The sequence below is a fragment of the Klebsiella sp. Sb-30 genome (assembly GCF_057652795.1).
In genome coordinates, this window is record NZ_CM172749.1 from 4,878,789 (window position 1) to 4,890,822 (window position 12,034).

The 12,034-nt window shown below is 56.2% G+C and carries 14 protein-coding genes; 7 read left to right on the forward strand and 7 right to left on the reverse strand.

Annotation, left to right across the window (positions count from 1 at the left end; translation table 11 throughout):
• Positions 1-66 precede the first annotated feature (66 nt).
• A complete protein-coding gene (locus AC236I_RS22775; RefSeq protein WP_032718584.1) occupies positions 67-2,010 on the forward strand; it encodes a bifunctional 2',3'-cyclic-nucleotide 2'-phosphodiesterase/3'-nucleotidase in 1,944 nt (647 codons plus the stop codon).
• Between the two features lie 85 nt (positions 2,011-2,095).
• Here AC236I_RS22775 and AC236I_RS22780 read toward each other — a convergent pair whose 3' ends face one another.
• On the reverse strand, positions 2,096-2,473 hold the full coding sequence (locus AC236I_RS22780; protein WP_015585314.1) for a winged helix-turn-helix transcriptional regulator: 378 nt from the start codon (positions 2,471-2,473) through the stop codon (positions 2,096-2,098).
• Between the two features lie 90 nt (positions 2,474-2,563).
• Between AC236I_RS22780 and AC236I_RS22785 the strand changes: the two genes are divergently transcribed.
• From AC236I_RS22785 to ytfE, 4 genes are all read left to right on the forward strand, one after another.
• A complete protein-coding gene (locus AC236I_RS22785; RefSeq protein ID WP_004857148.1) occupies positions 2,564-3,412 on the forward strand; it encodes an SDR family oxidoreductase in 849 nt (282 codons plus the stop codon).
• A gap of 80 nt (positions 3,413-3,492) precedes the next feature.
• Entirely contained in the window at positions 3,493-4,317 is an 825-nt protein-coding gene (locus AC236I_RS22790) for an AraC family transcriptional regulator (RefSeq protein WP_044348250.1), read from the forward strand.
• A 75-nt stretch (positions 4,318-4,392) separates the two neighbouring features.
• On the forward strand, positions 4,393-5,367 hold the full coding sequence (locus AC236I_RS22795; RefSeq protein WP_487608648.1) for a DMT family transporter: 975 nt from the start codon (positions 4,393-4,395) through the stop codon (positions 5,365-5,367).
• An 82-nt stretch (positions 5,368-5,449) separates the two neighbouring features.
• The gene (ytfE, locus tag AC236I_RS22800; RefSeq protein WP_123629053.1) at positions 5,450-6,112 is read left to right on the forward strand and encodes an iron-sulfur cluster repair protein YtfE; all 663 of its coding nucleotides are present in this window, start codon (positions 5,450-5,452) and stop codon (positions 6,110-6,112) included.
• 111 nt (positions 6,113-6,223) lie between these two features.
• Here ytfE and cycA read toward each other — a convergent pair whose 3' ends face one another.
• On the reverse strand, positions 6,224-7,627 hold the full coding sequence (cycA, locus tag AC236I_RS22805) for a D-serine/D-alanine/glycine transporter (protein ID WP_004857136.1): 1,404 nt from the start codon (positions 7,625-7,627) through the stop codon (positions 6,224-6,226).
• A 306-nt stretch (positions 7,628-7,933) separates the two neighbouring features.
• Entirely contained in the window at positions 7,934-8,554 is a 621-nt protein-coding gene (gene bamJ, locus AC236I_RS22810; RefSeq protein ID WP_487608649.1) for an FKBP-type peptidyl-prolyl cis-trans isomerase, read from the reverse strand.
• Positions 8,555-8,910: 356 nt separating this feature from the next.
• Here bamJ and AC236I_RS22815 point away from each other — a divergent pair, with 356 nt between their 5' ends.
• Positions 8,911-9,573, forward strand: coding sequence for a LysM-like peptidoglycan-binding domain-containing protein (locus tag AC236I_RS22815; RefSeq protein ID WP_004857130.1), 663 nt, complete (start codon positions 8,911-8,913; stop codon positions 9,571-9,573).
• Positions 9,574-9,829: 256 nt separating this feature from the next.
• On the opposite strand, the gene rplI is transcribed toward AC236I_RS22815, so the two are convergent.
• The 4 genes from rplI to rpsF are packed head-to-tail and all read right to left on the reverse strand — an operon-like array spanning position 9,830 to position 11,268.
• The gene (rplI, locus tag AC236I_RS22820) at positions 9,830-10,279 is read right to left on the reverse strand and encodes a 50S ribosomal protein L9 (RefSeq protein WP_004857125.1); all 450 of its coding nucleotides are present in this window, start codon (positions 10,277-10,279) and stop codon (positions 9,830-9,832) included.
• Positions 10,280-10,320: 41 nt separating this feature from the next.
• Positions 10,321-10,548: a 30S ribosomal protein S18 gene (gene rpsR, locus AC236I_RS22825; protein ID WP_000135199.1), complete on the reverse strand. Its 228-nt coding sequence runs from the start codon at positions 10,546-10,548 to the stop codon at positions 10,321-10,323.
• A 4-nt stretch (positions 10,549-10,552) separates the two neighbouring features.
• A complete protein-coding gene (priB, locus tag AC236I_RS22830) occupies positions 10,553-10,867 on the reverse strand; it encodes a primosomal replication protein N (protein WP_004857121.1) in 315 nt (104 codons plus the stop codon).
• A gap of 5 nt (positions 10,868-10,872) precedes the next feature.
• The gene (rpsF, locus tag AC236I_RS22835; protein ID WP_004098001.1) at positions 10,873-11,268 is read right to left on the reverse strand and encodes a 30S ribosomal protein S6; all 396 of its coding nucleotides are present in this window, start codon (positions 11,266-11,268) and stop codon (positions 10,873-10,875) included.
• A gap of 348 nt (positions 11,269-11,616) precedes the next feature.
• Between rpsF and AC236I_RS22840 the strand changes: the two genes are divergently transcribed.
• Positions 11,617-11,892, forward strand: coding sequence for a YdgH/BhsA/McbA family protein (locus AC236I_RS22840; protein ID WP_004857116.1), 276 nt, complete (start codon positions 11,617-11,619; stop codon positions 11,890-11,892).
• Positions 11,893-12,034: the final 142 nt, after the last annotated feature.

Below are 12,034 nucleotides of genomic sequence, written 5' to 3' on the forward strand. Positions count from 1 at the left end.
TTCTGTAAGCAACAGGATGTACATACATTTTCTTCTGTGCCATTGCTCATAAAAAGGACGCCTCTGATGATTAAGTTTAGCGCAACGTTACTGGCCACGCTGATTGCCGCCAGCGTGAACGCCGCGACGGTCGATTTGCGAATTATGGAAACCACCGATTTGCATAGCAATATGATGGATTTCGACTACTACAAAGACGCCGCAACGGAAAAATTTGGCCTCGTGCGCACCGCTACGCTGATTGAAAAGGCCCGCCAGGAAGTCAAAAACAGCGTGCTGGTCGATAACGGCGATGTTATTCAGGGAAGTCCGCTGGGTGACTACATGGCCGCCAAAGGGCTCAACAGCGGTGATGTCCACCCGGTATATAAGGCAATGAATACGCTGGACTACGCGGTAGGTAACCTCGGCAATCACGAGTTCAACTACGGCCTTGATTTCCTGCACAAGGCGCTCGCCGGGGCGAAATTTCCCTACGTAAACGCCAATATTATCGATACCAAAACCGGTCAACCGATGTTTACGCCGTACCTGATTAAAGAGACGGCGGTGCAGGATCGCGACGGCAAAACGCAGACGCTGCGTATCGGCTATATCGGTTTTGTGCCGCCGCAAATCATGACCTGGGATAAAGCCAATCTCAGCGGCAAAGTGACCGTCAACGATATCACCGAAACCGCGCGTCAGTATGTGCCGGAAATGCGTAAAAAAGGCGCAGATGTGGTGGTGGTCGTCGCACATTCGGGACTATCTGCCGATCCTTACCACGCGATGGCGGAAAATTCGGTGTACTACCTCAGCCAGGTGCCCGGCGTGGATGCCATTATGTTCGGCCACGCCCATGCGGTGTTCCCGGGGAAAGATTTTGCCGCCATTCAGGGGGCAGATATCGACAAAGGTACCCTGAACGGCATCCCGGCCGTGATGCCCGGGATGTGGGGTGACCACCTTGGCGTCGTCGATCTGGTGCTGAACAACGATGCCGGTCAATGGCGGGTCGCTCAGGCCAAAGCCGAGGCGCGCCCTGTCTATGACGCCGTGGCGAAAAAATCCCTGGCGGCGGAAGACGCGAACATGGTGAAGGTACTAAAAGCCGATCATGACGCCACCCGCGAGTTCGTCAGCAAACCCATCGGCCAGTCTTCAGACAACATGTACAGCTATCTGGCGCTGGTGCAGGACGATCCTACCGTGCAGGTGGTCAATATGGCGCAGAAAGCCTATGTCGAACACGCTATCCAGGGCGACCCGGACCTGGCAACGCTGCCGGTACTTTCTGCCGCCGCGCCGTTTAAAGTCGGCGGCCGCAAAAACGACCCGACCAGCTTCGTCGAGGTGGAGAAAGGCCAGCTCACCTTCCGCAATGCCGCCGATCTCTATCTCTACCCGAATACTCTGGTGGTGATGAGGGTCAGTGGTAAAGAGGTGAAAGAGTGGCTGGAGTGCTCCGCCGGGCAGTTTAACCAGATTGACCCCACCAGCAGCAAACCGCAGTCGTTAATCAACTGGGACGGTTTCCGCACCTACAATTTTGATGTGATTGACGGCGTAAACTACCAGATTGATGTTACCCAGCCGGCGCGATACGACGGCGAGTGTCAGATGATTCACCCGCAGGCGGAACGCATTAAGGATCTGACCTTTAACGGTAAACCGATTGACCCGACGGCCACCTTCCTGGTGGCCACCAATAACTACCGCGCCTACGGCGGTAAATTTGCCGGAACCGGCGATAGCCACATTGCTTTTGCCTCGCCTGACGAGAACCGTTCGGTGCTGGCGGCATGGATCGGCGCAGAGTCGAAAAAAGCGGGCGCTATCCACCCGGCGGCCGACAACAACTGGCGTCTGGCCCCGGTCCACAGCAAGGTGCCGCTGGACATCCGCTTTGAAACCTCTCCGGGTGCAAAAGCCGCGGCATTTATTAAAGAGAAAGCGCAGTACCCGATGCATCAGGTCGCAACCGACGATATCGGTTTTGCGATTTACCAGCTGGATTTGCGGCCGTAATGCCGCTTCCCCGCTGGCGTGAGGCTTTACCCGGCGGGAAACCGCCCGGGTAAAGCCTCGGCCGCTGCCCGGGCATTCGCCGTGGTTATGCCATCTGCTCGTGGTTCGCCAGAACCGCGGGCAGATTAAGCTCAATCCAGTCCGCCAGCGCCGCCACTTTCGCGCTAACCTGCTCGCCAAGCGGTGTCAGGCTATACTCTACGTGCGGCGGGACGACCGGTCGCGAGACCCGATTGATAAAGCCATCCTGCTCCAGCGCCTGCAGCGACTGAGCCAGCATCTTTTCGCTGACCCCGCCCATTTTACGGCGTAGCTCGCTGAAGCGATGGGTTCCTCCGCGCAGCGCCACCAGGATTAATACCCCCCAGCGACTGGTCACGTGCTTCAGCACATCGCGTGACGGGCACTGCTCGGCAAACAGATTCCCGTCGCGCATTTTTTCGCTCAGCGTCGGATTCGCCATTTTCATACTTACCTTTTTGTACGTACTTACTAAAAGTTAGTTAAGGTGTTAGCTTACCACAACTGTCACGCAACACGAAGGAGAAGACTGATGATCGCTATTACCGGCGCGACCGGCCAGCTTGGCCACCTCGTCCTACAGAATCTGTTAAAAACCACGGCCGCCAGCCAGATTGTGGCCATTGTGCGTAACCCGGCAAAAGCCGAAGCGCTGAGCCAGCAGGGTATTGTGGTCCGCCAGGCCGATTATACCGACGAAGCGGCATTCACCGCGGCGCTGCAGGGCGTGGATAAACTGCTGCTGATCTCCTCCAGCGAAGTCGGTCAGCGTACCCCGCAACACCGTAACGTCATTCATGCCGCCAAAGCCGCCGGGGTAAAATTTATCGCTTATACCAGCCTGCTGCATGCCGATAAATCGCCGCTTGGCCTGCACGTTGAGCATGTTGAAACCGAGAAAATGCTCGCCGACTCCGGTATCCCTTATGCTCTGCTGCGCAACGGCTGGTACACCGAGAACTATCTCGCCAGCGCGCCGCCGGCGCTTGAGCATGGGGTGTTTATCGGTGCTGCGGGCGACGGAAAAATCGCCTCGGCGACCCGCGCCGATTATGCCGAGGCCGCCGCACGCGTTATCGCTGAAGAGGGCCATGCCGGGAAAGTGTACGAGCTGGCCGGCGATGAAGCCTGGACCCTGAGCGAACTGGCTGCCGCACTGAGCAAGCAGAGCGGTAAAAACGTGGTGTATCAGAACCTGAGCGAAGCCGACTTCGCCGCTGCGCTGAAGAGCGTTGGCCTGCCGGCAGGGCTGGCGGACATGCTCGCTGACTCCGATGTCGGCGCCGCCAAAGGCGGCCTGTTTGACGACAGCCGCACCCTGAGCGCGTTGATTGGTCGCCCGACGACACCGCTGGCTGAGAGCATCAAAGGCATTCTGTAACGGTTACAAAAAGGTTAATTTTTGTAGCTTCCCGGCGGGTCATCCCCAATAATAAAAGGATATCCGTCGGGAGAAACACAATGCAGGGCGTACCGGAACAGTTCAACGATGAGAGAGACAGCGCGCGCTTTCGCCATCCGGCGCAGCTGCCTGGCGTTGAGTTGTACCATGCCCATATCTCCCGCTACGCCTTCGAACCCCATACCCATGAAGCCTTCGGCATCGGTGCAATTGAGCTCGGCGCCGAGCGTTTTCGCTATCGCGGCAGCCAGTACGTCGCTCCGGTTAACTCCATCGTTACCATGAACCCTGACGAACTGCACACCGGAGAAGCGGCCACCGCCGACGGCTGGCGCTACCGTATGGTCTATCTGGAACCGCAGATGCTGGAAGAGGTCACCGGCGTGCGCCACTGGTGGTTCCGTGAGGTGGTTCGTCAGGATCCGCAGCGCTCGCAGCGGCTCTGTCAGCTTATTTATGGCTTATGGCATACCGACGATCCGCTGGCTCAACAGGGTCTGTTGCTCGACGTGATTGATACCTTCCGCCCGCTGGCCCATCACGCCCCGGTTATCGCGGAAGCCACCCACCGTTTCGAGCGCGTGCGCGATTATCTGCATGACAACTATATGCACGCCGTCTCCCTTGATGAGCTGGCGCAGGTTGCCTCCCTGAGCCCGTACCACTTTCAGCGCCAGTTTAAGGCGCATTTCCACGTCACGCCCCATCAGATGCTGATGGCCATTCGCCTGTGGCGCGCCAAAGCCTTCCTCACCCACGGAATGCCCGCTGCCGAAGTGGCCGCCGCCAGCGGTCTGACCGATCAGTCACACCTGACCCGCGCCTTTACCCGCCGCTATGGCATCACCCCGGTGCGCTATCAAAAGCAGGTCGCCCGGCGCTAATGCGCAATCTCATACAATATTCCCGACGCGGCCTCTTCTACACTTTAGCCAACTGAAACCGGTACGGATGGCGTGATGATTAGTGGTGTGTTGTATGCCCTGCTGGCGGGGATGATGTGGGGGTTAATATTCGTCGGCCCGGTGCTGGTGCCGGAATACCCGGCGGTACTGCAATCCATGGGACGCTATCTGGCGCTGGGGTTGATTGCCCTGCCGCTGGCGTGGCTCGGTCGCGCGCGACTGCGGCAGCTTTCCGGGCAAGACTGGTGGACGGCGCTAGGGCTGACCATGATGGGCAACCTGATCTATTACGTTTGTCTCGCCAGCGCCATTCAGCGCACCGGCGCGCCGGTATCGACGATGATTATCGGCACGCTTCCGGTCGTGCTGCCGGTGATGGCTAACCTGCTCTACAGCCAGCGTGACGGTAAGCTACCGTGGCGACGTCTCTTTCCGGCACTCTCCTGTATCGCTGTCGGCCTGGTGTGCGTCAATATTGCCGAACTGCGCCAGGGACTGCCCAATTTCAGTATCTGGCGCTACGGTTCCGGTATTGGTCTGGCGCTGGTATCGGTGGCCTGCTGGGCCTGGTACGCGTTGCGCAATGCGCGCTGGCTGCGGGAAAACCCGGATAAGCATCCGATGATGTGGGCGACGGCGCAGGCGCTGGTGACGCTACCGGTCTCGCTGGCCGGTTATCTGATTGCCTGCGGATGGCTGCATGCTCAGCAGGTCGACTTCCCGCTTCCCTTTGGCCCGCGCCCCCTGCTCTTCGTAATGCTGATGCTGGCCATTGCCGTCCTCTGCTCCTGGGTCGGCGCATTGTGCTGGAATATCGCCAGCCAGAAGCTGCCAACGGTCATTCTCGGGCCGCTCATCGTCTTCGAAACGCTGGCGGGCCTGCTGTATACCTTCCTGTTACGACAAAGCATGCCACCGCTGCTGACGCTCAGCGGCATCCTGCTACTGGTTGTTGGCGTGGTCTACGCGGTCTGTTCCCGACCACAAAAACCGGTGGTCGTGGAGCGGGTCTGCGAGAATAAAAAATAGCCTGGTATCCGAAAGGGGTATTCCCTTGCCCATAAGATGCATTTAATATACATCTTATATTTTTAAAGACGAGGTATTCGCTATGGCTTTTCGTGACCAACCTTTAGGCGAGCTGGCGCTGACGATTCCGCGCGCCTCCGCGCTGTTCCGTAAATACGATATGGACTACTGCTGCGGCGGCAAACAGACGCTGGAACGCGCCGCATCGCGCAAGGAGCTGGACGTCGCGGCGATCGAAGCCGAACTGGCCAGACTGGCGGAAGAGCCGGTAGAGAAAGACTGGCGTAGCGCACCGTATGCCGAAATCATCGACCATATCATCGTTCGCTACCACGATCGCCATCGCGAACAGCTGCCGGAGCTTATCCTGCAGGCGACCAAAGTTGAACGAGTGCATACCGATAAGCCCAACGTGCCGAACGGCTTAGCCAAATACCTGACCATGCTGCATCAGGAGCTCTCCAGCCACATGATGAAAGAGGAGCAGATCCTGTTCCCGATGATCAAACAGGGCATGGGGACTCAGGCCGCCGGCCCTATCAGCGTCATGGAAAGCGAACACGACGAAGCGGGCGAGCTGCTGGAAGTGATTAAGCATGTCACCAACAATGTCACCCCGCCGCCGGAAGCCTGCACCACGTGGAAAGCGATGTACAACGGCATTAACCAACTGATCGACGATCTGATGGAACATATCAGCCTGGAGAACAACGTTCTGTTTCCGCGTGCCCTCGCCGGAAAATAAAAAAGGCGCCCGCAGGCGCCTCGACATTGTCAGTCTTATTGGCCACCCCGGTGGCCTTTTTTTATGACGGGCCGTTGCAAGCAACGTTAAAAATCTTTGCCGAAGATTTTTTTATTTCGCCAGACGCTTCTTACCGGCAAAGAACCAACCTGCCGCCAGCAGAACAAACCACAGCGGGGTGACGATCAGCGCTTCGCGCGTGTCGGCTTCCAGCGTCAACAGCACCAGCACGAAGACGAAGAACGCCATACAGACCCAGCACATCAGCTTACCCAGCGGCATCTTATATTTGGACTGCTCATGCAGATGCGGACGCTTTTTACGGTAGACCAGGTACGAGCACAGAATAATGGTCCAGACGAACATAAACAGGATCGCCGATACCGTGGTAATCATGGTGAAGGCGGCAATCACGCTCGGGTTCACCATCAGCATCACCACGCCGCCCAGCAGGCACATACAGGAGAAGGTCAGCCCTTTCGCCGGTACCGCACGTTTCGACAGCTTGGCAAACATCGACGGCGCCTGACCATCCTGCGCCAGACCGAACAGCATACGGCTGGTTGAGAACACGCCGCTGTTAGCCGAAGAGGCGGCCGAAGTCAGCACCACAAAGTTAATCAGGCTGGCCGCCGCCGGCAGGCCCACCAGGACAAACAGTTCGACGAACGGACTCTTGGTCGGCACCACGGAGCTCCACGGCGTCACCGACATAATCACGATCAGGGCGAAGACGTAGAACATAATAATACGCAGCGGGATGGAGTTAATCGCGCGCGGCAGGGATTTTTCCGGATCTTTGGTTTCTGCAGCGGTGGTCCCTACCAGCTCAATACCGACGAATGCGAAGACCGCGATCTGGAAGCCGGCAAAGAATCCGCTGATACCTTTCGGGAACCAGCCGCCGTCATTCCACAGATGGGCAAAAGACGCCTCCACGCCGGTCGGCGATTTGAAATGCATCATCACCATCACCAGGCCGACCACAATCAGCGCCACAATGGCGACGATTTTGATCATTGCGAACCAGAACTCCATCTCACCGAACATTTTCACGGTGGCAAGGTTAAGGCTCAGCAGCAGCAGGATCACCGCCAGCGAGGCCACCCAATCGGAAAGTCCAGGGAACCAGAACTGGGCGTAGGCGGTAATCGCCACCACGTCGGCCATCCCGGTCACAACCCAGCAGAACCAGTAGGTCCAACCGGTAAAATAGCCGGCCCACGGCCCCAGAAGGTCGGCGGCAAAATCACTGAACGATTTATATTCCAGATTCGACAGCAGTAATTCGCCCATCGCGCGCATCACGAAAAACAGCATAAAGCCGATAATCATATAAACAAAAATAATGGATGGCCCGGCGAGGCTGATGGTTTTGCCGGATCCCATAAACAGCCCCGTCCCGATGGCGCCACCAATGGCAATGAGCTGAATATGTCGATTCGTGAGATTTCGCCGTAGCGATTGTTCAGTCGGAGCCTGCTCTTCGGCAGCGACTTTAACCTGATCTACCATGTGATTTTCTTCCTGTTGTACCTGTCTGTGTTGTTCAGGCTCTGATGGCCCGTCATTTGTCATTACCCTGAAAAAGGGTTTATCGATATTAGGTAAGAATCAGAGGGATGAATACTATGATTTAGATATAATGTTAATTTTATGTTTAAAGTGAGTGTTATATCACTCCTGCAGCGCGAAACAGCTCACAAAAATACACCTAAAAAGCCTGAGCGCAACATAAAATTCCAACAAATTCCTAACTTAAGTATTTTGCGCTATTTTTAGTCGCTCCCTCCCCCTTAAGGGAGAGGAAGCACCTGCTGATTAGATAATATCCAGCAGTTCGACTTCAAAGATCAGGGTGCTGAACGGAGGAATAGAAGCACCGGCGCCGCGCTCACCATAGGCCAGGTTGTGCGGAATAGTCAGTTCCCATTTGGAACCCACCGGCATCAGGGTCAGCGCTTCAATCCAGCCGCCGATCACGCCGGTCACCGGGAACTCAGCCGGTTCGCCACGGGCCACGGAGCTGTCAAATACGGTACCGTCGATCAGTTTACCGGTGTAATGCACGCGGACGCGGTCGGTACGCGCCGGGATCGCGCCTTCACCCTGGGTCAGAACGCGGAACTGCAGACCGGATTCGGTGCTGTTCACGCCTTCACGCTCGCAGTTTTCATCCAGGTATTTCTGGCCATCGGCCGCCATCTCCTGGAAACGCTCGCGACGTACCGCGTCAGCGCGTTCGTGGATTTCACGCAGCGCGCGGTGAACGGCTTCCACCGGCACCTGCGGCTGATTGCCTTCCAGCGCATCGGCAATGCCGGCAACCAGTGCTTCAGGCAGCAGCCCCTGCAGGCCGGATTCGCTCAGCTGTTGTCCAACCTGCAAGCCGATGCCGTAACTTGCCTGCGCTTCAATAGTGTCAAAAGTCGGGGTTGCCATCTTCTTTCCTTATTTTTCGGGGGGGAAATTTCATACTCGACGGATTCCAGATAGCAAGAAGGCGGCATGCGGATGATTCACCGGCAGGACAGGCCACAGTGTGGTCAGTGCAGGCAGGCGCAGCCAGCGCATCAGCAACTCGAAGCGCGACGAGCATAAAGTGGTGGGCAGCATATCAGCCATCGTCCGATGGGTAAAACTTTGTCGCGGAGATGATGACAAATCTGAGGGAAACAGAAACAATAGGAGATATCAGGTTAACCTCACGAAACATATCTTTGTCTCGGCCATCAGGAAGTTAGCCATCTATACTCTACGGAGAGCAGGATAAAAATATGCGGAGCAGGAGGAAAGCCATGCCCGGGCGCTTTGACATCACACCTACCCTGGCGAAGATCTGGCACGCCCCGGATCATATTCGCATTATGGATCCGCTGCCGCCCATGCATCGCCGGGGCATCATTGCCGGCGCGTTGCTGGTGATTATCGGCATACTGCTCCCGTCAGAGGAGAGCAGCAGCCCGGTACAAAGTGGCCGCGAAGCCAATATCGACCTGCAATCGCAGTCCCAGCCGCAATCTTCCCAACAGGCCATGCCGCTGCCGCCGATTACCACTACGCCGACGGTGAATGACGCCGATCAGATGGCGCCGGTGGCGCCGGAGCCGGTTCAGGACGAACCGGTGGATCAGGGACAGAGCCAGGCCTACTCTCAGCCGCAGCAACAGCAGCAGCAGTCGGCACCGGGAATTGAGCAGCAGTGGCGTACCTATCGCATAGAAGCGGGTAAAACCCTGGCCCAGCTGTTCCGCGATCATAATCTGCCGCCAACCGACGTCTATGCGATGGCCCAGGTAGAAGGTCCGGGCAAACCGCTCAGTTCGCTGCAAACCGGGCAGACGGTGCAAATTCGCCAGAACGCGAATGGCGTGGTGACCGGCCTGACAATTGATACCGGCGGCGGACAGCAGGTGCTGTTTACCCGTCAGGCGAACGGCAGTTTTATTCGCGCGCGCTAATCGCCGTAAAGAATCCACGGGTCATGCCGGGTATCACGCCCGGCCTGCGCAAAGGCGCCCCGTCTCCTTCCCGTGCCCTTTTTCCCGCTTCATTTGGTACCGCGTCGCATCCGCTCATACCAACGCTTCCCACTCAAAGGATTGGTCATTGACGGCCTGATATTGCAATTGTGTCAGGAGAGAACCACAGAAGGGGAATGCAGAAAAGCAAAACGCCGGCACAAGGCCGGCGTCTCGACGCGAACTGAGTAAAAAATTACTCAGCTACAACGTTAACAACCAGTTTCGCGAAGACTTCGCTGTGAACCTGGAAGTCCACTTCGTGCTCACCGGTGGTGCGCAGAACGCCGTTCGGCAGACGAACTTCGCTCTTAGCAACAGCAACGCCAGCTGCAGTTACAGCGTCAGCGATGTCGCGGGTACCGATGGAACCGAACAGTTTACCTTCGTCGCCAGATTTAGACGCGATGGTAACGGTGCCCAGTGCGTTGATTGCTTCAGCACGTGCGTTAGCAGCGGCCAGAACGTCAGCCAGTTTGGCTTCCAGTTCAGCGCGGCGCGCTTCGAAGAACTCAACGTTTTTCTTGGTAGCAGGAACAGCTTTGCCCTGTGGTACCAGGAAGTTACGAGCATAGCCCGCTTTAACGTTAACCTGATCACCCAGGCTACCGAGGTTTGCTACTTTATCAAGCAGAATAACTTGCATTACCTTATCCTCTCAAAGTCGTATTAATGGACCGTGACCGATTACTGATGACGATCAGTGTACGGCAGCAGGGACAGGTAGCGTGCGCGTTTGATAGCGCGAGCCAGCTGACGCTGATATTTTGCACGGGTACCGGTGATACGGCTTGGGACAATCTTACCGCTTTCGGTGATGTAGTTTTTCAGCGTTGCGATATCTTTATAGTCGATCTCTTGAACGCCTTCCGCGGTGAAACGGCAGAACTTGCGACGACGGAAATAACGTGCCATTTGGCTAGTCTCCAGAATCTATCAATTCAATCTGCTCGGCATGCAGAACCATTTTGCTCAGGCCGTTCTTTGCCTTGTGGCAAGAGATGAACCCCTGAACGGTCACTGCGCTACCGACCGTTATACTGTGAGTAATGGCCTGGTTCTCGTGTCCGCTAATAATCACGGGCATTTGACACCATGCCTGCCGGTGAAAACCGGCTTCCTCCTGCACTGAACGATGCTCAAGCACGAACTGGCAGTGTGGAATTCCTGACGGGCTGACCTTACGAAGTGGCGTCCTGCAAACAATGCCGGACAGCTCCAGACGATTGGTCATCAGGATTACTCTTCAGAATCCCCAGCTTCAGAATCATCTGCGGTTTCGTTTGCGAAATCTTCGCGACGCTCACGGCGCTCGTCTTTCGCTTTAACCATCGGAGATGCTTCGGTAACAGCGTGCTTAGTACGCATTACCATGCTGCGGATAACGGCGTCGTTGAAGCGGAAGTTAGTTTCCAGCTCATCGATCGCTTCCTGCGGAGCTTCAACGTTCAGCAGAACGTAGTGAGCTTTGTGCAGTTTGTTGATCGGGTAAGCCAGCTGACGGCGGCCCCAGTCTTCCAGACGGTGGATCGTACCTTCTGCTGCAGTGATTGCACCAGTGTAACGTTCGATCATACCCGGAACCTGTTCGCTCTGGTCAGGATGGACCATAAAAACGATTTCGTAATGACGCATCGAATTGCTCCTTACGGATTATTCAGCCTCCTGTCTGGGTCAGCCGCGGCCCATGGAGGCAAGGAACGTGTTAAAGGGCGGCCGAAAAATTGACGCGTCATTCTACTTTCGCCGCCCCTTTAAGACAAGCAAATTGCGCAAATAATTCGCACTAACGGTAAAGCCGCGCTAAGTCAGTGATTTAAAATTAATCAACGGCACCAGCGACACTTTTTTGAACAACTTCATCAGAAATGGTCGCGATACCCACGGTAGCCAGAGATTACACTTATATCAGAGCTATCGGTAACCCAGGAGGATCCCGGATTTAACGCCAGCATGGCCGACAGAACGTCAGGAGCGTAGAGTATGAAATACATCATCATTGCCGCTATGGCTGCGCTTTTACTGAGCGCCAACGCGCTCGCAGCCATCAAAATCGATGGGCGCCAGGCACGCAACATGGACGATGTGCAGAGCCTGGGCGTTATCTATATCAACCATAATATGGCGACTGAGCAAGAGGCCGATCGGGCACTTAATCAGCTGAGCGATGCGCAAGGCGCAAAATATTTTCAGCCGATCCTGATTCACGAACCGGAAAGCAACGGCGTGATTCATGCCAGCGCAGCCATTTATCGCTAATAGCCGACTCTTTGACTTCGCCCCGTCACGGGGTGAAGTCTTAATGCCATCGCCTCGACGTTTTCGCCGAAGCGATAGTTTGTGAACGGACGCTTGCTGGCATGCGTTTGCCAACGATACGAAAATGGCTCCGGAGCAGACC

Bases quoted from the DNA above. Each gene is read 5' to 3' on its own strand.
- priB (WP_004857121.1), bottom strand. From the start codon at position 10,867: ATGACCAATCGTCTGGAGCTGTCCGGCATTGTTTGCAGGACGCCACTT.
- ytfE (WP_123629053.1), top strand. From the start codon at position 5,450: ATGGCTTTTCGTGACCAACCTTTAGGCGAGCTGGCGCTGACGATTCCG.
- rpsR (WP_000135199.1), bottom strand. From the start codon at position 10,548: ATGGCACGTTATTTCCGTCGTCGCAAGTTCTGCCGTTTCACCGCGGAA.
- rplI (WP_004857125.1), bottom strand. From the start codon at position 10,279: ATGCAAGTTATTCTGCTTGATAAAGTAGCAAACCTCGGTAGCCTGGGT.
- AC236I_RS22780 (WP_015585314.1), bottom strand. From the start codon at position 2,473: ATGGCGAATCCGACGCTGAGCGAAAAAATGCGCGACGGGAATCTGTTT.
- AC236I_RS22840 (WP_004857116.1), top strand. From the start codon at position 11,617: ATGAAATACATCATCATTGCCGCTATGGCTGCGCTTTTACTGAGCGCC.
- AC236I_RS22785 (WP_004857148.1), top strand. From the start codon at position 2,564: ATGATCGCTATTACCGGCGCGACCGGCCAGCTTGGCCACCTCGTCCTA.
- AC236I_RS22815 (WP_004857130.1), top strand. From the start codon at position 8,911: ATGCCCGGGCGCTTTGACATCACACCTACCCTGGCGAAGATCTGGCAC.
- rpsF (WP_004098001.1), bottom strand. From the start codon at position 11,268: ATGCGTCATTACGAAATCGTTTTTATGGTCCATCCTGACCAGAGCGAA.
- cycA (WP_004857136.1), bottom strand. From the start codon at position 7,627: ATGGTAGATCAGGTTAAAGTCGCTGCCGAAGAGCAGGCTCCGACTGAA.
- AC236I_RS22775 (WP_032718584.1), top strand. From the start codon at position 67: ATGATTAAGTTTAGCGCAACGTTACTGGCCACGCTGATTGCCGCCAGC.
- AC236I_RS22790 (WP_044348250.1), top strand. From the start codon at position 3,493: ATGCAGGGCGTACCGGAACAGTTCAACGATGAGAGAGACAGCGCGCGC.
- bamJ (WP_487608649.1), bottom strand. From the start codon at position 8,554: ATGGCAACCCCGACTTTTGACACTATTGAAGCGCAGGCAAGTTACGGC.
- AC236I_RS22795 (WP_487608648.1), top strand. From the start codon at position 4,393: ATGATTAGTGGTGTGTTGTATGCCCTGCTGGCGGGGATGATGTGGGGG.